The sequence below is a fragment of the Leuconostoc sp. UCMA20149 genome (assembly GCF_030400235.1).
Classification (GTDB): domain Bacteria; phylum Bacillota; class Bacilli; order Lactobacillales; family Lactobacillaceae; genus Leuconostoc; species Leuconostoc pseudomesenteroides.
On record NZ_VJYC01000001.1, the window covers coordinates 264,769 to 287,968 of the forward strand.

General features: G+C 39.3%; 18 protein-coding genes. All 18 read left to right on the forward strand.

Features of this window, described 5'->3' with window-relative positions:
• Position 1: 1 nt before the first annotated feature.
• The 18 genes from FF105_RS01540 (at position 2) to FF105_RS01625 (ending at position 23,024) form a co-directional block, all read left to right on the forward strand.
• Positions 2-664 carry a YfbR-like 5'-deoxynucleotidase gene (locus FF105_RS01540; RefSeq protein ID WP_010279964.1) on the forward strand — a complete coding sequence of 221 codons (663 nt, stop codon included), beginning with the start codon at positions 2-4 and terminating at the stop codon, positions 662-664.
• 27 nt (positions 665-691) lie between these two features.
• Entirely contained in the window at positions 692-1,351 is a 660-nt protein-coding gene (locus tag FF105_RS01545; protein ID WP_010279960.1) for a histidine phosphatase family protein, read from the forward strand.
• 192 nt (positions 1,352-1,543) lie between these two features.
• Entirely contained in the window at positions 1,544-2,734 is a 1,191-nt protein-coding gene (locus tag FF105_RS01550; RefSeq protein ID WP_010279955.1) for an MFS transporter, read from the forward strand.
• Between the two features lie 2 nt (positions 2,735-2,736).
• On the forward strand, positions 2,737-4,209 hold the full coding sequence (gene gtfA / locus FF105_RS01555; protein ID WP_010279952.1) for a sucrose phosphorylase: 1,473 nt from the start codon (positions 2,737-2,739) through the stop codon (positions 4,207-4,209).
• 172 nt (positions 4,210-4,381) lie between these two features.
• Entirely contained in the window at positions 4,382-6,103 is a 1,722-nt protein-coding gene (locus FF105_RS01560; RefSeq protein ID WP_010279944.1) for an ABC transporter ATP-binding protein, read from the forward strand.
• Positions 6,100-7,881, forward strand: coding sequence for an ABC transporter ATP-binding protein (locus tag FF105_RS01565; protein ID WP_010279942.1), 1,782 nt, complete (start codon positions 6,100-6,102; stop codon positions 7,879-7,881). Before FF105_RS01560 ends, FF105_RS01565 begins: the two co-directional genes overlap by 4 nt.
• Before the next feature lie 173 nt (positions 7,882-8,054).
• Positions 8,055-9,281, forward strand: a complete 1,227-nt coding sequence (locus tag FF105_RS01570) for a glycosyltransferase family 4 protein (protein WP_010279940.1) — start codon at positions 8,055-8,057, stop codon at positions 9,279-9,281.
• The gene (locus tag FF105_RS01575) at positions 9,282-10,289 is read left to right on the forward strand and encodes a glycosyltransferase family 4 protein (protein ID WP_010279937.1); all 1,008 of its coding nucleotides are present in this window, start codon (positions 9,282-9,284) and stop codon (positions 10,287-10,289) included.
• A gap of 9 nt (positions 10,290-10,298) precedes the next feature.
• Positions 10,299-11,324 (forward strand): lysylphosphatidylglycerol synthase transmembrane domain-containing protein, encoded by a 1,026-nt coding sequence (locus tag FF105_RS01580; protein WP_010279933.1) that lies wholly within the window; start codon positions 10,299-10,301, stop codon positions 11,322-11,324.
• Positions 11,325-11,328: 4 nt separating this feature from the next.
• Complete coding sequence (locus FF105_RS01585) at positions 11,329-11,592, forward strand: YkuJ family protein (RefSeq protein ID WP_010279928.1); 264 nt, start codon at positions 11,329-11,331, stop codon at positions 11,590-11,592.
• A 49-nt stretch (positions 11,593-11,641) separates the two neighbouring features.
• Positions 11,642-13,774 carry an LTA synthase family protein gene (locus FF105_RS01590; RefSeq protein WP_290046173.1) on the forward strand — a complete coding sequence of 711 codons (2,133 nt, stop codon included), beginning with the start codon at positions 11,642-11,644 and terminating at the stop codon, positions 13,772-13,774.
• Between the two features lie 103 nt (positions 13,775-13,877).
• The gene (gene uvrB, locus FF105_RS01595) at positions 13,878-15,890 is read left to right on the forward strand and encodes an excinuclease ABC subunit UvrB (protein WP_290046174.1); all 2,013 of its coding nucleotides are present in this window, start codon (positions 13,878-13,880) and stop codon (positions 15,888-15,890) included.
• A gap of 35 nt (positions 15,891-15,925) precedes the next feature.
• Positions 15,926-18,787, forward strand: coding sequence for an excinuclease ABC subunit UvrA (gene uvrA / locus FF105_RS01600; protein ID WP_010279921.1), 2,862 nt, complete (start codon positions 15,926-15,928; stop codon positions 18,785-18,787).
• Between the two features lie 122 nt (positions 18,788-18,909).
• Positions 18,910-19,032, forward strand: coding sequence for a putative metal homeostasis protein (locus tag FF105_RS01605; protein WP_004911390.1), 123 nt, complete (start codon positions 18,910-18,912; stop codon positions 19,030-19,032).
• A gap of 76 nt (positions 19,033-19,108) precedes the next feature.
• Positions 19,109-20,077 carry a gluconeogenesis factor YvcK family protein gene (locus tag FF105_RS01610; RefSeq protein WP_010279919.1) on the forward strand — a complete coding sequence of 323 codons (969 nt, stop codon included), beginning with the start codon at positions 19,109-19,111 and terminating at the stop codon, positions 20,075-20,077.
• Positions 20,078-21,022: a DNA-binding protein WhiA gene (whiA, locus tag FF105_RS01615; RefSeq protein WP_010279917.1), complete on the forward strand. Its 945-nt coding sequence runs from the start codon at positions 20,078-20,080 to the stop codon at positions 21,020-21,022. It begins immediately after the preceding gene.
• An 86-nt stretch (positions 21,023-21,108) separates the two neighbouring features.
• A complete protein-coding gene (locus tag FF105_RS01620; RefSeq protein WP_004911383.1) occupies positions 21,109-21,711 on the forward strand; it encodes an ATP-dependent Clp protease proteolytic subunit in 603 nt (200 codons plus the stop codon).
• A 317-nt stretch (positions 21,712-22,028) separates the two neighbouring features.
• The gene (locus FF105_RS01625) at positions 22,029-23,024 is read left to right on the forward strand and encodes a D-2-hydroxyacid dehydrogenase (RefSeq protein ID WP_010279916.1); all 996 of its coding nucleotides are present in this window, start codon (positions 22,029-22,031) and stop codon (positions 23,022-23,024) included.
• Positions 23,025-23,200 lie beyond the last annotated feature (176 nt).

Here is a 23,200-nt window from a genome sequence, read left to right on the forward strand (position 1 = left end):
AATGCCAATGCATGAATATTTTATGGGCATGACACAACTAGAGCTCATTAATCGCGCGCCGGGATTTTTCAAATATCAACCCCACAACGTAGCGGCGCACTCTTGGAAAGTGACGCAAATCGCGCAGTTTTTAGCGGATGTTGAGGAACAAAATGGTGCCAAAATTAATTGGCAATCGGTTTATGAAAAAGCCTTGAATCATGATTACACAGAACGATTTATCGGTGATATCAAAACACCCGTGAAATATGCGACCTCAACCTTACGGTCGATGTTAGCTGACGTAGAAGATTCAATGACCGAAAATTTTATCAAAACAGAAATCCCAACACAATTTCAAGCGGCTTACACACGAAGGCTTGGTGAAGGTAAAGACGACAGCATTGAAGGACAAATTTTGTCCATTGCAGATAAAATTGACCTGATGTATGAAGCGTATGGCGAACTTGAAAAGTTTAATCCAGAACCAGTCTATGTTTCAATTTTCCAAAGCAGTTTAGAAGCACTTTCTGAGTATCAATCGATGGCGAGTGTTAAGTATTTAGCCACTGAAATTTTACCAGACATTTTCCACGAAACTTTCATCCACAAAGCATTGTTATATGATCTAGCGAAAAGTCTACTACCTGATTTCGCTGCGAAAGTTAATAAGCCAACACAGTAAAATTTACCATTTAGAAAGGCAAATATAATGAAATTATATGTTGTACGTCACGGGCAAACCATCTTTAATCAACTCAACAAAGTACAAGGGTGGGCTGATACACCACTTACTAAAAAAGGTGAAAAAGATGGGAAAATGGCTGGTCAACGACTAAAAAATGTCAAATTCAATGCTGCTTATTCTTCAGATACGTCGCGTGCTATCCACACGGCTGAGTTTGTCTTGGCTGAAAACAATAATCCCACGCCACAGTTGAAGTTTATGCCTGAATGGCGTGAATATTTTTTCGGGAGCTTTGAAGGTGGTAGCAACGATATTATGTGGGGTGCTGTCGCTGATGCATTCGATGTTAGCGAAAAAACGCCTGATGCGATTGCTGAGTCAATACATGATATGACGGCTATCATGAACAAAATTCATGAAGTAGATCCGCAACATATTGGCGAAACTGCCGCTGATTTTTGGCAACGTATGTCGGGGGCATTGGACCACTTGAAAGCCAAGCATCAACCCAACGATAATATTCTAATTGTGACTCATGGACAACTGATCGGTAATTTGGCGCAACACTATGCTCATCTTAATGACGCCCAGCGTCCTCGTAATGGTGCTGTTGCCGTGTTTGATTTGGATGACAGTGGTTTGAGAGTGACTCATTTTAATGATTTGGAAACTAATTTCATCTAAAAATAGATGTATTTAAAAATTCTTTACTTCTACTAGCAAATAAAATAAACCTTTTAGCCATGATGTTTTCACGATTGTTTCTGAAAACATCATTGTTATTTTCTTCACAAAAATTTGATAAACGATTGACATTTTAGAGTGGAACCGGTTACAATATTATGGTAAGTGATTATCATAATTGAAGGAGATAACATGGTTAAACAAGATAGCCTGCTCACTAAGATTGCGTTTTTGGGCATTTCATTTGTCTTGACAAGTGCGTATGCTATTAACGGGGCATTGCCACAAATGACTGAGGCATTGCACATTTCATCGACAGAGGCGCAGGTTTTGGCAACAACACCATCCATTACGGTGACAGTTTTTGTCCTATTGAGCAGCTTTATAGCTGCAAAGCTAGGTGACAAGAACACTATCATTTTAGGTGTGACATTAGTAGGGTTAGCTGGTATTGTGCCAATGTTCACTGACTCGTACGTGATCATATTAGCATCACGGACAATACTGGGTGCTGGGTTAGGTATTTTTAATTCATTGGCAGTTTCTATGATTGCAGTGATGTACAATGGTAAAACACGTGCGGCGATGCTAGGATATCGCGCAGCTGCTGAACAAGTGGGGCAAGCCGTTTTGACTTTGCTAGCCGGCTTGTTACTGGCGTTTGGATGGCGCGCAACATTTTTGGTCTATTTGATTGCCTTTCCAATCTTATTCTTATTCATCAAACGCGTGCCTGATACCTCAGAGATGACGCCGTTACAATCGTCAAAATCTGAAAAGACAACAGTTGAAAAAATAACGCGAATTAGTCCCTTAGTGCTTGTCTTTACACTATTTGCTGCATTTTTAGTGATTGATTACATGGCCATCCAATTGAGCTTCCCTTTTATGGCAACTGAATTAAAAGGTGAAGGGTATAATACATCCCCAATCTTATCAGCGATGCTAATTGCTGCAACAGTTGGTGGCGTAACTTATGGCTGGTTTGTGGCGACTTTTGGTCGCTTCACACTGCAAATTGGTTTGGTATTGATGGCAGTCTCTAACTTCTTAGTGGCCTTTTCACATGGCAATTTCATCATGTTGATTGCAGGGGTACTACTGATTGGTTTCCCACTACAATTAATTTCACCATTCATTTTTAATCAATTACCAAAATTGGGACCAGTTGCGCGTCAATCGTTGATTACTTCAATCATTTTGATTGGATTTAATGTTGGGGTCTTCGTTGAACCAATGTTTGTGGCGACTTTTGCCAGCTTGATTGGTCACGGTGGTGGCAGTGCTGCCGCATCAGCGTATGCTACAATTCCTTATTTGGGATTAGTACTGCTCATTATCGCAATCGTTACAGTTATTACTAGCAGAAAACAGGAGAAATAATAATGGAAATTCAAAACAAAGCAATGTTGATCACTTATGCTGATTCGTTGGGCAAAAACTTAAAAGATGTTCATCAAGTCTTGAAAGAAGATATTGGAGATGCGATTGGTGGGGTTCATTTGTTGCCTTTCTTCCCTTCAACAGGTGATCGCGGTTTTGCGCCAGCCGATTATACTCGTGTTGATGCCGCATTTGGTGATTGGGCAGATGTCGAAGCATTGGGTGAAGAATACTATTTGATGTTTGACTTCATGATTAACCATATTTCTCGTGAATCAGTGATGTATCAAGATTTTAAGAAGAATCATGACGATTCAAAGTATAAAGATTTCTTTATTCGTTGGGAAAAGTTCTGGGCAAAGGCCGGCGAAAACCGTCCAACACAAGCCGATGTTGACTTAATTTACAAGCGTAAAGATAAGGCACCAACGCAAGAAATCACTTTTGATGATGGCACAACAGAAAACTTGTGGAATACTTTTGGTGAAGAACAAATTGACATTGATGTTAATTCAGCCATTGCCAAGGAATTTATTAAGACAACCCTTGAAGACATGGTAAAACATGGTGCTAACTTGATTCGTTTGGATGCCTTTGCGTATGCAGTTAAAAAAGTTGACACAAATGACTTCTTCGTTGAGCCAGAAATCTGGGACACTTTGAATGAAGTACGTGAAATTTTGACACCATTAAAGGCTGAAATTTTACCAGAAATTCATGAACATTACTCAATCCCTAAAAAGATCAATGATCATGGTTACTTCACCTATGACTTTGCATTACCAATGACAACGCTTTACACATTGTATTCAGGTAAGACAAATCAATTGGCAAAGTGGTTGAAGATGTCACCAATGAAGCAATTCACAACATTGGACACGCATGATGGTATTGGTGTCGTTGATGCCCGTGATATTCTAACTGATGATGAAATTGACTACGCTTCTGAACAACTTTACAAGGTTGGCGCGAATGTCAAAAAGACATATTCATCTGCTTCATACAACAACCTTGATATTTACCAAATTAACTCAACTTATTATTCAGCATTGGGAAATGATGATGCAGCATACTTGTTGAGTCGTGTCTTCCAAGTCTTTGCGCCTGGAATTCCACAAATTTATTACGTTGGTTTGTTGGCAGGTGAAAACGATATCGCGCTTTTGGAGTCAACTAAAGAAGGTCGTAATATTAACCGTCATTACTATACGCGTGAAGAAGTTAAGTCAGAAGTTAAGCGACCAGTTGTTGCTAACTTATTGAAGCTATTGTCATGGCGTAATGAAAGCCCTGCATTTGATTTGGCTGGCTCAATCACAGTTGACACGCCAACTGATACAACAATTGTGGTGACACGTCAAGATGAAAATGGTCAAAACAAAGCTGTATTAACAGCCGATGCGGCCAACAAAACTTTTGAAATCGTTGAGAATGGTCAAACTGTTATGAGCAGTGATAATTTGACTCAGAACTAAACTATATTTGAATCAATTTCTAAGAACTGTTTCCTGAGGGAAGCAGTTTTTTTGCTGATAGTGGGAAATATTATATTGACAGACAAAGTAATTTATTTTATACTAAACTCACTGTTCAAAAGCTTTAAAAATTGTGCGCTGTCAATTACAGTGTGTTGAAAGAGGGAATGACATGCAAATTTTAAAAGACCATGCTAAACCATATTGGCGTGATATTACGTTTTCAATATTGGCGGTGATTGTCATGGCAGGTGCGTCGCTATGGCAACCGCGACTATTGCAGAATATCATGAAGGCAATTATTGCAGATAATCAAAGTCAAGTGATGCAATATGGTATTCAATTATTGGTACTAGCAGTGATTGGATTAGTTGCTGGTGTTATCAATACGATTTTCGCCGCAAAAGTCTCACAATCAATTGCAGCGGACGTTCGAGCAAACGAATACAAAAAAATTCAATCGTTTTCATTTGGTAATATCGAAAAATTCTCAGCAGGAAACTTGGTTGTTCGGATGACTAATGATGTCAACCAAGTGCAACAACTTGTCATGATGTTTTTGCAATCATTGACGCGTATTCCTATTTTGTTTGTTGGGGCTTTCATCCTTGCGTTGATGACGTTACCACGTTTGTGGTGGATTGTGGTGTTGATGGTCATCTTGATTGCGCTATCATCACAAATTGTGTTCAAGCAGATGGGTAAATTTTTTACACGTATTCAAAAGTTGATTGACAAAACGAATACATTGGCTAAAGAAAACCTGCAGGGCGTTCGAGTAGTAAAATCGTTTAATCAAGAGCAAAATGAAACAACGCGTTTTACTGAAAATTCTGATGAATTAACACATGTTAACACGACGATTGGGTATTTATTTTCAACGATGATTCCCATGTTTATGTTAATTTCTTATGTGGCAATTGGTGCTGCCGTGTTATTTGTTGGTCGCGGCATTATCCAACATCCAAGTGATTTAGCTGCAATTACATCATTTATTTCATATCTCATGCAGATTTTCTTTGCCATTATGATTGGTGGCATGATGTCAACATTTGCTTCGCGTGGATTTGTCTCGTTAGCGCGTATCAAAGAAGTGCTCGATACTGAACCTGATTTGACATACGATACTAATGCGGAAGACCTTGACTTGAGCGGGGATGTCTCATTCAAAAATGTTGCCTTTACTTATCCCGGTGATCAAAAACCTGCCTTAGAAAATATTTCGTTTGATGTTAAGTCTGGTGAAATGATTGGTATCGTTGGTGCAACTGGTTCTGGGAAAACGACTTTAGCACAATTGATTGCGCGTTTGTATGATCCATCAGCAGGTGAAGTGACCGTTGGTGGTGTGAATTTGAAGCACGTGAATGAAAAATCACTGCGTCGTGCTGTTTCGTATGTACTGCAACGCGCTATCTTATTTAGTGGTACAATCGCTGGTAATTTAAGACAAGGTAATCAAGGCGCAAGCGAAACAGAATTACAAAAAGCTGCTGAAATTGCACAAGCTGCGGAGTTCGTTAACCGTTACGATGATAACTTTGAACACGAGGTTGAAGAACGTTCAGCCAATTTCTCCGGTGGTCAAAAACAACGACTCTCAATTGCGCGTGGCGTGGTCGGAAATCCTAAAATTTTGATTCTAGATGATTCAACATCCGCCTTGGATGCGCGATCTGAAAAACTAGTGCAAGAAGCGCTTGACCGTGATTTGAAAGGTACCACAACTTTTGTGATTGCTGAAAAAATTAGCTCCGTATTACACGCAGATCGGATTTTGGTGCTTGATGAAGGGCAACTTGTTGGTATTGGGTCACATCAAGAATTATTGCAAACATCTTCTATTTATACTGAAATCTACGAGACACAGAAAGCGAAAGGAGCGAACGCATGACTGATATTAAACGCGCGATTGTCTATTTCGCAAAATATCTTAAACGCTATTGGCTTAGTTTATCTTTTGTGACGGTTGTAACAGTTATTTCTATTTACTTTGAAGTGAAAGCGCCAGTTTATATGGGTCAAGCAATCACTGAATTGGCTAATTATGTTGGTCAATATATGAATCCACAGACCCAGCAAACTGCCAGTATGACGCCGTTTTACAAAGCGCTTGGCTTGATGATGTTGTTCTTCGTTGTGACTGCAATTACTATGTTCATTTCAAGTTTTATTTCCAGTCGTATTAGTGCGGAAGCTTCTGGGCGTATGCGAATTGGTTTGTTTGCCAAATTACAACGGATGACAATTAAGTATTTTGATACGCATCGAGACGGTGAAATTTTGTCATTGTTTACGTCTGACTTGGATAATATTTTCAACGCGATGAACCAAGCTATTTTCCAGTTATTGTCACAATTTGCCTTGTTTGTCGGTGTTATCTTGATGATGTTTAATCAAAATGTGAAACTTGCATTAGTGACGATGGCTTCAACGCCTGTTGCAATTATTGTTGCGTGGTTTGTCATTAGTCGTGCACGTCATTATATTGATCAACAACAAGATGCCACTGGTAAAATGAATGGTTACATCAACGAGCAAATTAACGGTGAAAAAATCATTATTACGCAAGGCCTGCAAAAGGAGTCGATTGCTGGATTTGCCCCACATAATGAAACTGTCAAACAAGCAACTTTTAGGGGTCAAGTATACTCAGGTATGTTGTTTCCTTTGATGCAAGGACTATCTTTGCTTAACTTGGCAATCGTGATATTCTTTGGCTCGTGGTTGGTTGTGCATGATGGTATGGATAAGTCGGTGGGCTTAGGCTTGATTGTAGTCTTCGTTAATTATTCACAGCAATATTATCAACCGATTACACAAATTACGTCGATTTACAACATGCTTCAATTGGCTGTTACTGGTGCCCGCCGTTTGAGTGATGTTGATGAACAAGTAGAAGAAATCTCACCAGTCAATGGTCAAAAACTGACTGGTGTATCATCAAACGTGACATTAAAAGATATTCATTTTGCCTATCAAGAAAATAAAGAAATCTTGCACGGTGTCTCAATTGATGTTCAAAAAGGTGAAATGGTCGCACTAGTTGGACCAACTGGTTCTGGTAAGACAACAGTGATGAATTTATTAAATCGCTTTTATGATGTGACAGGAGGTGCTGTTACATTTGATGGTGTTGATGTCCGTGACCTAGATCTCAAATCGTTGCGGGAGCATGTTGGCATTGTGTTACAAGATTCTGTGTTATTTAGTGGCACAATTGCTGATAATATTAAATTTGGGGATCCTGAAGCTAGTGATGAAGCGATGATTGATGCAGCTAAGCAAGCCAACATTCACGATTTTATTATGACCTTGCCTGATGCTTATCAAACCAAAGTAGACGACGAAAACTCGATATTTTCAACGGGTCAAAAACAGTTATTATCAATCGCAAGAACAATTTTGACAAATCCATCATTTTTAATTTTGGATGAAGCGACCTCAAACGTTGATACAGTTACAGAAGCAAGAATTCAAGCAGCAATGGATAATGTCATTGCTGGACGGACCAGTTTTGTGATTGCACATCGCTTGAAAACAATTTTGGGTGCAGATAAGATTGTGGTTTTGAAGGATGGTCAAGTTATTGAAGAAGGTTCCCACGAAGCACTAGTTGCTGAAGGTGGTTTTTACGCCGAATTGTATCATAATCAAATGGTATTTGAATAAATAATTTTAGCCACTAATTTCGAAAAATTAGTGGCTTTTCATTAGAAGAAAAAATGATAATAATCACTGCTAAAAAGCGGGTCGTTATTGGAAGGAAAACGCTTAAAATGTTATACTATTACTATTGCGTTTCGTATGCACGTTTAACGTGCGTTTAATTTTTGGAGGAGACAATGAACATTGGTTTGTTTACGGACACGTATTTCCCACAAGTCAGTGGGGTTGCGACCTCAATCAAAACTTTAAAAGAGGCATTAGAAGCTCAAGGACATCAGGTATACATATTTACTTCGACGGATCCAAAAGTGCCCAAAAATAAATTTGAACCACACATTTATCGTTTTTCAAGTGTGCCCTATCTTGGCTTTAAAGACCGACGCTTGGCTTTTCGTGGCCTAATTCAAGCGGTTGAAATAGCTAAGTCAGTCCAGCTTGATATTGTACACACACAAACTGAATTTTCACTCGGTTTATTAGGTAAATTTGTGGCGCGACAACTCAAAATTCCGGCTGTTCATACGTATCATACGATGTATGAAGATTACACGCATTATTTTGCTAAAGGTATGCTGATTGGACCAAATGGTGTGGGTCGCATTATGAAGGCTTATATGATTGGTATGGCTGGTGTCATTGCGCCTTCTAAATTAGTGCAAGATACACTCATTCGTTATGGTATTACAGCGCCAATGCGTATCATACCAACAGGAGTATCCTTACCAAAACACCGTGCCACGCAGATTAATTTACGTCAAAACTATCATTTTTATGACACACAGCCAATTATTCTGTCTTTGGGTCGATTGGCTTTTGAAAAAAATGTTGCTATGACGATTTCGATGTTTTCGGAGTTGCTGCAAGTGATGCCGGATGCGCGTTTGGTCATTGCCGGTGATGGACCGGCTAGAAAATCTTTGTTTGAGCAAGTTGCGGAGCTTGAATTAGATGACAAAGTTATTTTTACAGGAATGGTTAATCACGAAGATATTGGTGATTATTACCAAATGGCAGATGTATTCGTCAGTTCATCGGACACAGAAACGCAAGGTTTGACATTTATTGAAGCCATGGCAGCCAATCGTCCTTTTGTGGCGATTCATTCCCCATATCTGGATAATTTAGTTGATAATGAAGCGATTGGAACCTTAGTCAGTGATTATGATGAATTGTTAGCAGCGGTTCAAAAATATCTTGAACGCCCGAATTCGTCGGTAGATGAGCAAGTACGTCAAGCCAAAATGAAAGATGTTGATGCGACAAAATTTGCGGAACGTGTTTTAGCGTTTTATCAAGATATTTTGGCCGACTACCATGCTGATGATGTCGATGATGAGTATCCCAATGATGAAGAGGTGGGATATATGAAGCGTATCTTACGCAATCCATTTAGGAGAAATTAATTGAAAGTTTTACTTTACTTTGAAAATCAAAAGTTAATTGCAAAGTCTGGTATTGGTCGTGCCTTAAAGTTGCAACAAGAGGCGCTGTCACATACTGACGTGGTTGTCACAACTGACCCTAAGTCAACAGATTATGATATTTTGCACATTAACACTTATGGTGTTGAGAGCCATCACATGGTTAATAAAGCGCATAAGTCAGGGAAAAAAGTGGTTTATCATGGTCACTCTACCTATGAAGATTTTCGTAATTCATTTATTGGCTCTAATATGATTGCGCCTCTGTTTAAGCGTTATCTTGTCTCGTTGTATTCCAAAGCTGATGCGATCATCACGCCAACACCTTATTCTAAGCAACTTTTGCGCGGCTATCGTCTGAGTCAACCCATTATGCCAATATCAAATGGCATAGCTCTTGAAAAATATGCACACGATGACGAAAAAATCCGTCAATTCAGAGATTACTTTGATCTATCGGATGAACAGAAAGTCGTCATGAGTGTTGGACTATTTTTTGAGCGAAAGGGTATTTTGGATTTTGTTGAATTAGCAAAGCGACACCCTGAATATGTATTCATTTGGTTTGGTTATACTGATTTGAGATTAGTCCCGGGCAAAATTAGTCGCCTCATTAAAGGCGATCATCCACGAAATTTAATTTTTCCGGGTTATATTACTGGTGATGTGATTCGTGGTGCCTTTCAAGGTGCTGATTTATTTTTATATCCATCCTATGAAGAAACTGAAGGTATTGTTGTGCTCGAAGCATTAGCTTCAAAGCAAAATGTATTGGTGCGCGACATTCCGGTTTATCACAATTGGCTACAAGATGGCAAAAATAGTTACAAAGCCCGCAATTTTGATGAGTTTGAAAATAAAATGCAACAAATTTTAAATGGTGAATTAACAGATTTGCGAGATGAGGGGTATCAATTAGCAAAAGCTCGTAATTTACCGGAAATTGGTCAACAGTTAAAAGCTGTTTACACGAGTTTATTGGGGAAGTGAGTCTTAACAATGTTAAAACGCGATAGATTATCAATCATTATTGTGACCGTTTTAACCGCGGGTGTCATCTATTTTTTAACGCGGGAATTACGTGGCAAAGGAAAGCAACTTGAAGAAGCATTGAAACATCTTGATTGGCGTTGGTTAGTGGGTGGTCTCTTGATGATGATCGTTTCAATTGCCTTTGAAGCCGCGGCAACAAGAGTGTTATTGAACAAAACGGACCGAAAAAACACTTCCTTTTTTGCTTTATTACGAGTGCCTTTATTGAACTTATTGGGTACAGGCGTGACGCCTTTTGCAACTGGTGGACAACCAGCACAATTGTATGGTTTAGCAAGAGCTGGTGTTGAATCTGGTCGGGCAATGTCTGTCATTTTGATGAAATTTTTAGTCTATCAAGTTGTTGTCGTGCTATTCTTTATAGTGGGTTATGTTGCGGCAGATACATTTATCTATTCACAAGTTGCGCCAACCTTTGCGACATTCATTCCATTTGCGATTGCTATTCACGCGGTTGTTATTGTGGGCATTGCCTTGGTGATGTTTTGGCCATCTTTGACTTTACGTCTAGTTGATTTTGTAGCTCCACTATTTAAGCGCATTATGTCAAAGCAACGGTTTGAGAGTGTTATTGCAACGACAAAACAAAAAATTGATAACTTTCATGAAGAGTCACGACGAGTTATTAGTAGTTGGCAATCATTAGTTGGTTCATCAATACTGACAATGATGCAGTTGATTGTTTTTTATTTAATTCCTTATTTTGTTATCCGTGCCTTTGGTTATGCGTCGGTAAATCCTTGGTTGATAGTCACTATGAACATCATGATTGTTATGGTGATTTCGTTGTTTCCTATTCCAGGTGGCGTTGGTGGCGCGGAATTGAGTTTTCAGTTATTGTTTTCACCATTCGTTAAAAATTCAGCAACATTGATTCTAGTCATTTTAATTTGGCGATTAATTACGTATTATTTTGGCATATTTGCTGGTATCATTGCATATATAATACCAGCACGAAAAAATGTGAGGTAAGAACATGGACAATGACGGACGTCATACAAGTGATTTGAAGCAAATCTTAAGTCGACTGCGAGCGATGATTGATTCAACCGATAATGCTGTTCAAATTCGTCGTTTTGACGCATTTGGCATTGAAGCGTTACAGGTCACTTATGACCAGTTAACACAAATATGGACAGTTCGAGAACATCGAGAGGTGCGACAATTCCAATTTGATGATATTGACCTCGTAGCGATTGAAGTTTATGATGTGCTACATGATTTTAAACTAATTTATTAGGAGAGCACCAAGCAATTTTCTTAATTTAGCAAGGAGTGCGTTGACGACAATGAAACGTTTATTAAAATTAATTTCTAGTCCTAAAACATGGTGGCGACAAATAAAACGTACGATGGATACATCGGCGCCCATCGTTTGGTTTTTTATTCTGAATGTGATGTTGGTTTGGCTGAAAATGTTTGCCGAGTATCATATGAACTTTAACTTGGGTGCGGAAGGCGCAACGCAGCAATTTTTGTTGTTTTTAAATCCAATTCCAACGGCTATTATCTTTATTAGTATCGCTCTCTATTTTCGTGGCGCATTAAGTTACTGGTTGGCGATTATTTTCAATTTAATTCAATCTGCTTGGCTGTTTGCAAACATGTTGTATTATCGAGAATTTTCTGACTTTCTATCGATGGGAATTTTAGGGTCGGGCAGTTCAACCGGGAACAATCTTGGTAAATCTATCGCTGCAATTATTCATTGGACGGATTATTTAGTTTTTATAGATATCATTATTTTGATTGCGCTGGTCATCTTTAAGCAGTTAACAATTGATCGAAAGGGTGTTCAGAAAAAATTTGCCATTTTGACAACACTTTTCGGTGTGATCTTAATGTTTGTTGACTATGGTATTGCGTCAACGAATCGTTCAGGATTATTGACGCGTTCGTTTGATAATAATTACATTGTTAAATATCTTGGGTTGAATGAATACGCTGTGTTCAATGCCGTTCAAACTTATAATCAGACAGAAAGTCGAAAGCGTGCTAAGCCAACCGATTTGGCAAAAGTTAAAAAGTTCGTTGCAACGCAAAAATTACCAGACAATATTCAATATTATGGCACGCAAAAAGGCAAAAATGTCTTTATGATTCATTTGGAGTCATTCCAACAATTTTTGATTGATTATAAAGTTGACGATCAAGAAGTAACGCCTAATTTGAATAAGTTTTATCATGACCAAAATACGTTGAGTTTTGATAACTTTTATAATCAAGTGGGACAAGGTAAAACTTCTGATGCCGAAATGATGCAAGAGAATTCATTGTTTGGTTTGGCAACTGGTTCCGCAATGGTTAAATATGGTACTAATAATACGTTTGAGTCACTGCCAGCTATTTTGGGGCAACGTGGTTATACGACGGCTGCTTTCCATGGGGATGTTGCTAGTTTTTGGAACCGAGACAATACCTACAAGTCATTTGGCTATGATTATTTCTTTTCAAAATCTTATTACCCTAACGCCAACAAAGCAAATTATAATGTTGGTTACGGTATGAAGGATAAGATATTCTTAAGGGACAGTGCGCAATATATTGAACAATTACCACAACCATTTTATGCAAAGTTAATCACAGTTACTAATCATTATCCATACGATCTAGATAAGCAAAATATTGATTTTCCAGCTACCAAAACAGGAGATAACACGGTTGATGGTTATGTTCAAACCGCGCATTATTTGGATCAGTCCTTTGGTGAGTTAATGGCATACCTTAAGAAAGTTGGTCTCTACAATAATTCAGTGTTTGTGCTTTATGGTGATCACTATGGTATTTCCGAGAACCATCAGCCAGCAATTGCACAATTACTTGGCAAAGATAAGGTGACAAATTACGATTTAGCTAATTTCCAAAAGGTACCATTTATGATTCATGCAACAGGTTTGAAAGGTGGCATTGATCATACCTATGGTGGTGAAATTGATATGATGCCAACTTTGCTGGACTTATTGGGTGTGCCAGATGATGGCATGACTATGTTTGGACAAGATATGTTATCGAGTGATTATAAAGGCAAGGTTGTTTTCCGAGATGGTGATTGGATCACGCCAACTTATACCAAGTTTAATAATCAATATTTCAACACACAAACAGGCCAGCAGGTGACAGAGAGTTCGGATAAGCAACTCAAAAAGGTTGCTAAAACGATGTCCGATTATGCCACGAAAGTGCTTGGCTATTCAGATGACGTTATTACTGGTGATTTGTTGCGATTTGATACATCACGGTCAGACTTCCATGCGGTAAACAAAAAAGATTATGATTACAAGAAGTCTGCTGGTTTAGCAGCGTTGAAACAGGCGCAAAAGAGTAATCCATCAAGTATTTTGGCCCAAAATAAGGGAAAATCAACATTAAGCGATTATGTCACAGATGCCCCTGAGTTAAAAAATGAGAGTTCAGATAAGTAAGAATGGCGAACAAGGTTCAACTAGAACATTTGTTCGTTTTTTGATATAATGAAACAAGATTGTCTCAAAAAATAGTGACAAGGTGACGAAAAGAGAAAATAATATGATTGAACACCAAACAGATCATGAATTTGAAGTGGTCTCCAAATATAAACCAACCGGTGATCAGCCGCAAGCCATCGAGCAGCTAGTCAGTGGCTTAAATAATAATGTAAAGGAACAAATTCTACTTGGCGCTACGGGAACCGGTAAGACTTTTACTATTTCCAATGTTATTAAGGATGCGCAAAGACCAACATTAGTGCTCAGCCATAATAAAACATTGGCAGGACAACTTTATAGCGAATTAAAAGAATTTTTTCCAAATAATGCTGTTGAATATTTCGTATCCTACTATGATTATTATCAGCCGGAAGCTTATGTACCAAGTTCTGATACTTTTATTGAGAAAGATTCCGCTGTCAATGATGAGATTGATAAATTGCGTAACTCAGCAACAAGCGCACTGTTAGAACGACGTGATACCATTGTAGTGGCTTCTGTCAGTTCAATTTTTGGATTGGGTGATCCACATAAATATAAAGATCATGTGATTAGTTTACGGGTGGGCTATGAGTATGGTCGCGACCAGCTGATGCGTGACCTGATTGACGTTCAATTTACTCGTAATGATATTGATTTTCATCGTGGTACTTTCCGAGTCCGTGGTGATGTTGTCGAGATTTTCCCAGCCTCACAAGATGAGATGGCGTTACGCGTAGAATTTTTTGGGGATGAAGTTGATCGTATTCGAGAAATTAATTCCTTAACGGGTGAAACAGTGTCAGAACGTGAACATGTTGCTATTTTTCCTGCTAAGCACTTTATGACAGATGACGATCAAATGCGTGTCGCCCTTGAAGGCATTCGCCAAGAAATGAACGAACAAGTTACAAAATTTGAAAAAGAAGGCAAATTAATCGAGGCACAGCGGATTAAACAGCGCACGGAATATGATTTAGCAATGCTTGAAGAAATGGGATTTGTTGGTGGTATAGAAAACTATTCACGTTGGATGGATGGTCGACAAGCTGGAGAGCCACCATTTACACTCCTAGATTTTTTCCCAGATGATTTTCTCATCGTAGTGGATGAAAGCCATGTGACAATGCCACAGGTGAGAGGCATGTTTAATGGTGACAAGGCACGTAAGGAGACATTGGTTAACTATGGTTTTCGATTGCCAAGTGCTTTAGATAATCGACCATTGACACTACCGGAATTTGAGCAACATGTGAATCAAATCATTTACATGTCAGCCACACCGGGTGATTATGAAATGAACCGTGTAACACCAGAGCATATTGCACAGCAGATTATTCGCCCAACCGGTCTGCTCGATCCCGAGGTTGAAGTACGCCCAGTTATGGGTCAAATTGATGACTTAGTGGGTGAAATTAATTTGCGATCGAAATGTGATGAACGCGTCTTCATTACGACGCTTACTAAGCGAATGGCAGAAGATTTAACTGATTACTTGAAAGATTTGGGCATTAAAGTTGCCTACTTACATGCTGACATCAAGACATTAGAGAGAACGGAAATTATTCGTGATTTACGTTTAGGGAAGTATGATGTTTTGATTGGCATTAACTTGTTACGTGAAGGTATTGACGTGCCTGAAGTGTCCTTAGTGGCTATTTTAGATGCGGATAAGGAAGGCTTTTTGCGTAATCCACGCTCATTGATTCAAACCATTGGTCGTGCAGCACGTAACGAAAATGGTCATGTCATCATGTATGCCGATAAAACCACCGCGTCGATGGCAGAGGCAATGGCAGAAACTAGTCGACGTCGTGAGATACAGATGGCATATAATGAAGCGCATGGTATTACGCCAAAGACCATTAAAAAGGAAATTAGGGATCTGATTTCGATTACGCATGCTGCTGTTTCGGATGACAAAGCAGTTGATTTGACGCAAGTGGCATTTGATGATTTGCCAGCAGATGAGCAACAGGCTATTATTGATAATTTGACGGCACAAATGAAAGCAGCTGCTAAAGCGCTGGACTTTGAAGAAGCCGCTCAATTACGTGATAGTGTCATGACATTAAAAACACGTGCTGGTCATTAACCAACACCATTTAAATTAATTTAAAGAGAAAAAGAATGGCAAAAACACAAATAGAAATTCGTGGTGCACGTGCACACAATCTAAAAAACATTGATGTTGATATACCAAAAGATCGTTTGACTGTTGTCACGGGTTTGTCGGGATCTGGCAAATCATCGTTGGCATTTGATACTTTATATGCCGAAGGGCAGCGTCGTTATGTGGAAAGTCTAAGCTCTTATGCTCGCCAGTTTTTAGGTCAAATGGATAAACCAGACGTTGACTCGATTGATGGGCTATCACCTGCGATTTCAATCGATCAAAAAACAACCTCCAATAATCCAAGATCAACGGTTGGCACTGTTACAGAAATTAATGATTATTTTAGATTGTTATATGCGCGAGTTGGTCGCCCAGATGATCCGGATGATGGCACAAAAATTATGTATACAATTGATCAAATGGTCAATGACGTACTCGAGCGGTTGCCTGAGGGGAGCCGATTGCAGGTTTTTGCACCAATTATTCAGCAACAGCGCGGCTCCCATGCTTCAGCATTTGATGTGATGCGGAAACAAGGCTACATTCGCGCCCGTGTTGATGGTGATTTGATTGAGTTAGACTCAGACAATAAGACATTAGATAAAAATGAAGCACACGATATTGATGTTATGGTTGACCGCATTGTTTTACGTGATAATTCTCGATCACGTTTATATGATTCAATTGAGTCAGCAGTGCGTCTCGCGGCTGGGCGCGTGACAATTGAGGTCGTATCACGAGATGAAAAAGCAGAATCAATTGTTTTAAGGTATTCTGATCATTACCTTGGCGAATTGAAAGATTTTCGTGTTGGTCGGCTAGAGCCACGACTATTTAGTTTTAATGCACCGCTAGGTGCTTGTGAATTTTGCCAAGGATTAGGCGTTACCCGTGAGGTTGATATTGATTTGGTTATTCCGGATCGGCACAAATCGCTTAACGAAGGGGCCATCGTACCGTGGAATCCTATTTCATCTAACTATTATCCTGAAATGCTAAAGCAGTTTGCCGAACAATTCAAAATTGATATGGACAAACCGTTTGAGAAACTAACTGCTAAACAACAAACACTCATCTTAAATGGCTCTGGCAATAAAGATTTTCATTTCCATTATGAAAATGATTTTGGTGGTGTTCGTGATGTTGACATACCATTCGAAGGTGTGATTAACAACATTTCTCGTCGTTTTAACGAAACTAATTCTGACTTTACACGGGATCAGATGGCCAACTATATGACAGAGTTAACTTGTAAAGCATGTGGTGGCTATCGTTTGAACCCGGCAGCTTTATCAGTGAAAATTTCGGGCAAGCATATTGGTGAAGTTTCTGAAATGCCTGTTGACCAAGAACTTAATTTTTTTAATGGTATCAGCTTGGGTCAACAAGATACAGAAATTGCGGCACCAATTATTAAAGAAATTAAAGATCGTTTGGGATTTTTGGAAAGTGTTGGCTTAAAGTATTTAACGCTTTCTCGTTCTGCTCGGACACTATCCGGTGGCGAGTCACAGCGTATTCGCTTGGCTACGCAAATTGGTTCTAATTTATCTGGTGTGTTATATGTTTTAGATGAACCATCTATTGGGCTGCACCAAAGGGATAATGACATGCTTTTGGCATCATTACAACGCATGCGTGATTTAGGTAATACGTTAGTAGTTGTGGAACATGATGAGGACACAATGCGTGCTGCTGACTACCTAATTGATGTTGGCCCTGGTGCTGGTGAACTTGGTGGAAAAATTGTTGCCAGTGGCACACCGGCGATTGTAGAGGCCAATCCCAACTCCTTAACGGGGCAATATCTATCCGGTAAAAAGTATATTCCCGTGCCGATTAAGCGTCGATCAGGAAATGGTGAGTACATTACCATTAAAGGCGCTAAAGAAAACAACCTTAAAAATGTCACCGTGAAGTTTCCTTTGGGGAAGTTTATTGCTGTTACTGGGGTGTCTGGATCAGGAAAGTCAACGTTAGTTAACACGATTTTAAAACGAGCCCTCAAGCAAAAACTAAACAATAATTCTGAAAAACCTGGCCGTTTTCGTGCCATTGATGGTGTTGAAAATATTGAACAAGTTGTTGACATTGATCAATCACCAATCGGGCGGACGCCTCGTTCAAATCCTGCTACTTATACTGGCGTATTTGATGATATTCGTGATTTGTTTGCACAGACAAATGAAGCAAAAATGCGTGGCTACAATAAGGGGCGGTTTTCATTTAATACCAAAGGAGGGCGTTGCGAAAATTGTCGTGGTGATGGTGTTATCAAAATTGAAATGAACTTTTTGCCAGATGTCTATGTGGCTTGTGAGGTATGTGGTGGCACACGTTATAATTCTGAGACACTTGAAGTGAGCTACAAAGGCAAAAATATTTCACAAGTACTGAATATGACAGCAACTGAAGCACTTGATTTTTTTGCACCAATTCCTAAAATTGCCCGAAAATTGCAAACCATTAATGACGTTGGATTAGGGTATGTCAAATTGGGTCAATCAGCCACAACACTTTCTGGTGGCGAGGCCCAGAGAATGAAGTTGGCGTCGGAATTGCATCGTCGTACTAATGGTAAAACAATGTATATTTTGGATGAACCAACCACGGGACTTCATACAGATGATATTGCGCGTCTACTGCAAGTTCTTGAACGGTTGGTTGATGCTGGTAATACAGTGGTTGTGATTGAACATAATTTGGACGTGATTAAATCTGCAGATTGGTTGATTGATATGGGACCTGAAGGTGGTGCAGGCGGTGGTGAGGTATTAGTCACGGGCACACCCGAAAAAGTCATGAAAACAGAGCAGTCCTATACTGGACGTTATCTCAAAACAATTATTGAACGTGACTTAGATCGCGGTAAATAGTTGCATTTCCATTAAAACGTGGTATAGTTATTAAATGTAAGTAAGATTGCTAGAGTAATTAATTGAAAAATATTGATTACTCCGTCCCTATTTGCAAAAAAACAAATTGGAGATCTCATACAATGACAGAAAAATTAGACATTGCCTCAGCGGCTCGCAAGTTGAAAAGTCCTAATATTAAGACGCGTAAGCGTGCTCTAAAGGCAATTCATGACCTTGCCCGTCAAAAAACAGTTTCTAAGTAACAGGTAGTCGTCCTACAAAATTGTGGGGCGACTTTTTGTGTTAAAATGAAGTTAGTTTTTGGAAAGGTTAAAAAATATGAACCCTAAAATCGTGATTATTGGTGGCGGTTCCGGTTTGCCAGTTATCATTAAGCCTCTAGTCAGAGAAGCGGTTGATTTATCGGCCGTGGTGACTGTTGCTGATGATGGTGGCTCGAGCGGACTGCTAAGAGATTACATTAATATCGTGCCACCAGGTGATATTCGTAATATTTTGGTGGCAATGGCCGATGTCGATCCAGAAATATTAAAGCTCCTACAATATCGTTTTCATGCAGAAGACGAATTCTTCGCTGAACATGCTGTGGGTAATTTAATTATTGCTGCGATGACGGAAATGCAGGGTAACATTTTTGATGCTGTGCAACGGTTAGCAACGTTTTTGCACGTCTGTGGTCACGTCTATCCTGTTTCAAATGAGCCGTTAGTTTTACATGCAGAATTTAAAAATGGATCGACTTTGGCGGGTGAGTCTGAAATTACGCATGCGCATCAAACAATTGATCATGTGTGGGTCACTGGTGATGAACCAGGTGAGGAACCGAAAGCAGCACCGGAAGTTGTGACAGCAATTATGAACGCTGACATGGTAGTGTATGGGCCGGGTAGCTTGTTTACTTCGATTTTACCAAATGTTGTGGTGCCAGAAGTGAGACAGGCTCTCCAGCAAACATCAGCCAAACAAGTCTATATTGCTAATATCATGACGCAAAAAGGCGAAACAGATGCCTATACAGATGCACAACATTTGCTAGCCCTTAATGCACATATTGGTGCACCCGTTGTTAATTATGTTGTTTCAAATAGTAAAAAGGTACCAGACGATTTCGTTGATTTTCAGAAGTGGAATGAGATTTCGAAACAAGTTAAACTTGATGAATCAGCTGTAAAGGTTCAGGGCGCTCAGCAAATTGCGGGTGATTTTTTGCAATTACGTGATGCTGGGGCCTTCCATGATGGTCAAAAGATTGCTGATAAGTTGATGGAAATTTTAGGAAAAAAATAGATGTCTTACGCTGCTGAAGTAAAAAAGGAACTAACTGGTTTGATTGTGCATGGCGGTAATGCCAAGGCAGAGTTATCGGCACTCATGCGCATGAATGGCGTCAGCACACTCGGGCTAGATCAAAGCATTCGCGTTCAGACCGAAAATGCGGCAATTGCTAGACGCATTTACACGCTTTTAAAACAAAGTTATGATAATGTTGAGGTCGAAGTGACAGTCAGTGATCACAACCATTTGTCTCGACATAAGTCATACGGTGTATTGTTGAAAAGCCAGATCGATGATGTGCTAAATGACCTTGGGGTTGATCCTTTTGGTCTTCATCCAGAGATTCCATCGCGTCTTCTAAATCAAGTCGATAAAAAAAGATCTTTTTTACGTGGCGCTTTTTTGGCGACGGGTTCTGTCAATTCGCCGGAAAAAGCAAATTATCATTTAGAAATCTATACGACACATGAAGAACTAGGCGAGCAACTTTTGATAATGATGTCCGGGTTTGATTTGCCAGCCAAAATGACTGATCGCGGTAATGGTTTCATTGTCTATTTAAAACGTGCTGAGAAAATTGTTGATTTTTTACAAACTATCGGTGCAACGCAATCTATGCTGAGATTTGAAGACATTAGAATGATGCGTGATATGAGAAATTCGGTGAATCGGTTAGTCAATGCTGAAACAGCCAACATGCAAAAAACGGCGATTGCCGCTAATAAGCAGGTGTCACAAATTCAGACGATTGCAAAGCAAATCGGTGGTTTGGATTTTCTGCCCCAAAAGCTTCGAGAAGTGGCACAGGCGAGACTAGATAATCCGGATGAATCATTGGCAGAACTAGGTGAAATGTTAGAAATTAGTAAATCAGGTGTTAATCATCGTATGCGAAAATTAAAACAATTGGCAGAAATGATTGAAGCTGGTGAAGCGTATGATTTGACTAAATTGTAAATTTTTAGCACTCACGCTGTTAATGTGCTAAAATAATAATAAGTTAATTATTTGAATTAACCAAGCTAGGATACGAGGTAAAATTTATGTGGCCCGGAGTTATTGAACAAACTGCAAATGGACGTGAAAACTATGATTTACCATCACGTTTATTAAAAGATCGTATTATTTTGGTTCAAGGAGAAGTCGAAGATAGTATGGCAACCTCGATTGTTGCTCAGTTACTATTTTTGGAAGCTCAAGATCCAAACAAAGAAATTTCAATGTATATCAACTCACCAGGTGGTTCTGTTACAGCCGGACTATCGATTACTGACACAATGAACTTTATTAAGGCGCCGGTAACAACAATCGTGATGGGCCTTGCGGCATCAATGGGTACTATTATTGCTGCTTCAGGTGAAAAAGGTCATCGTTATATGTTGCCAAATGCCGAGTATTTAATTCATCAGCCAATGGGTGGTGCTGCCGGTGGCACACAACAGACAGACATGGCAATTATTGCTGAACAATTGACCAAAACACGTGCAAAGTTGAACAAAATTTTGGCTGATGCTTCTGGTAAAGATTTGGATCAAATCGCGCACGATACTGAACGTGATAACTGGATGAGTGCCGAAGAGACATTGGAATACGGCTTTATTGACGGTATTTTAACAAAGTCTGGTGATAAGCCTATCTCAAAATAAAAACAACCGAGAGGTTGTTTTTTAATGCAGAAAAAAAGCAGCTTCATCACGGCTGCTTTCATTAATTTAGATGTTGCGGGCATCTAAAAAATTCGAAGGAGAGTCATCTAGCGATGACGTTATTTAGGAGAGTTTCCAGCGCGTGTTGCTCTGGAATATCTATAATATTACAGCTTAATTGTGAATAAAGTGTGTTTTTAGTTTAAGCATTTTGAGAACAAATTATGAGAAAAATGTTGATTACTGATAATTAAATGTCGTGCTTTCATTAGTGAAATAGGGTACAATGTAAGTGTAATAAAATTTTGGAGGAACTCATGAAGATTTTTGCTTACGGTATTCGTGATGATGAAAAGCCATCACTTGAAGAATGGAAAGCTGCCAACCCAGAGGTTGAAGTTGACTATACACAAGATTTGTTGACACCTGAAACAGCTAAATTAGCTGAAGGGGCTGATTCAGCCGTTGTTTATCAACAATTGGATTACACTCGTGAAACATTGACTGCTTTAGCCAATGTTGGGGTTACTAACTTGTCTTTGCGTAACGTTGGTACAGATAATATTGATTTTGATGCTGCGCGTGAATTCAATTTTAACATTTCAAATGTCCCAGTTTATTCACCAAATGCAATTGCTGAACATTCAATGATCCAATTGTCACGTTTGTTACGTCGTACAAAGGCTTTGGATGCAAAAATTGCCAAACATGACTTGCGTTGGGCACCAACAATTGGTCGCGAAATGCGTATGCAAACGGTAGGTGTTATTGGTACAGGTCATATTGGTCGTGTTGCTATTAACATTTTGAAGGGATTTGGCGCAAAAGTAATTGCTTATGACAAGTTCCCAAACGCTGAATTGCAAGCTGAAGGTTTGTATGTTGACACGCTGGACGAATTGTATGCGCAAGCAGATGCTATTTCACTCTACGTGCCAGGTGTTCCTGAAAACCACCATTTGATTAACGCTGATGCGATTTCAAAGATGAAGGATGGTGTTGTTATCATGAACGCTGCCCGCGGAAACTTGATGGATATTGATGCTGTGATTGATGGCTTGAACTCTGGTAAAATTTCCGACTTTGGTATGGACGTTTACGAAAATGAAGTTGGTTTGTTCAACGAAGACTGGTCAAATAAGGAATTCCCAGATTCAAAGATTGCCGATTTGATTGCACGTGAAAATGTTTTGGTTACACCACACACGGCTTTCTATACAACAAAGGCTGTCTTAGAAATGGTTCATCAATCATTTGATGCCGCTGTTGCGTTTGCTAATGGTGAAACGCCAGCTATTGCAGTTAAATATTAATTGAGCATTTTTTTACAAATACAACTATTAAATTCCCAGACTAGACCTCTGGGAATTTTTATGCGGAGTACTTGTGAAATAATAATCAAGTGATATAATTGTTAGTGTAATATACTTATGTGCTGTGGTGTTGAGATAGTGGGAGACATCACAAGCGTTGGAAAGAGGAAGTTTGA

Coding starts and splice junctions, on each gene's coding strand:
- FF105_RS01540 (WP_010279964.1), top strand. CDS start 2: ATGCCAATGCATGAATATTTTATGGGCATGACACAACTAGAGCTCATT.
- FF105_RS01545 (WP_010279960.1), top strand. CDS start 692: ATGAAATTATATGTTGTACGTCACGGGCAAACCATCTTTAATCAACTC.
- FF105_RS01550 (WP_010279955.1), top strand. CDS start 1,544: ATGGTTAAACAAGATAGCCTGCTCACTAAGATTGCGTTTTTGGGCATT.
- gtfA (WP_010279952.1), top strand. CDS start 2,737: ATGGAAATTCAAAACAAAGCAATGTTGATCACTTATGCTGATTCGTTG.
- FF105_RS01560 (WP_010279944.1), top strand. CDS start 4,382: ATGCAAATTTTAAAAGACCATGCTAAACCATATTGGCGTGATATTACG.
- FF105_RS01565 (WP_010279942.1), top strand. CDS start 6,100: ATGACTGATATTAAACGCGCGATTGTCTATTTCGCAAAATATCTTAAA.
- FF105_RS01570 (WP_010279940.1), top strand. CDS start 8,055: ATGAACATTGGTTTGTTTACGGACACGTATTTCCCACAAGTCAGTGGG.
- FF105_RS01580 (WP_010279933.1), top strand. CDS start 10,299: ATGTTAAAACGCGATAGATTATCAATCATTATTGTGACCGTTTTAACC.
- FF105_RS01585 (WP_010279928.1), top strand. CDS start 11,329: ATGGACAATGACGGACGTCATACAAGTGATTTGAAGCAAATCTTAAGT.
- FF105_RS01590 (WP_290046173.1), top strand. CDS start 11,642: ATGAAACGTTTATTAAAATTAATTTCTAGTCCTAAAACATGGTGGCGA.
- uvrB (WP_290046174.1), top strand. CDS start 13,878: ATGATTGAACACCAAACAGATCATGAATTTGAAGTGGTCTCCAAATAT.
- uvrA (WP_010279921.1), top strand. CDS start 15,926: ATGGCAAAAACACAAATAGAAATTCGTGGTGCACGTGCACACAATCTA.
- FF105_RS01605 (WP_004911390.1), top strand. CDS start 18,910: ATGACAGAAAAATTAGACATTGCCTCAGCGGCTCGCAAGTTGAAAAGT.
- FF105_RS01610 (WP_010279919.1), top strand. CDS start 19,109: ATGAACCCTAAAATCGTGATTATTGGTGGCGGTTCCGGTTTGCCAGTT.
- whiA (WP_010279917.1), top strand. CDS start 20,078: ATGTCTTACGCTGCTGAAGTAAAAAAGGAACTAACTGGTTTGATTGTG.
- FF105_RS01620 (WP_004911383.1), top strand. CDS start 21,109: ATGTGGCCCGGAGTTATTGAACAAACTGCAAATGGACGTGAAAACTAT.
- FF105_RS01625 (WP_010279916.1), top strand. CDS start 22,029: ATGAAGATTTTTGCTTACGGTATTCGTGATGATGAAAAGCCATCACTT.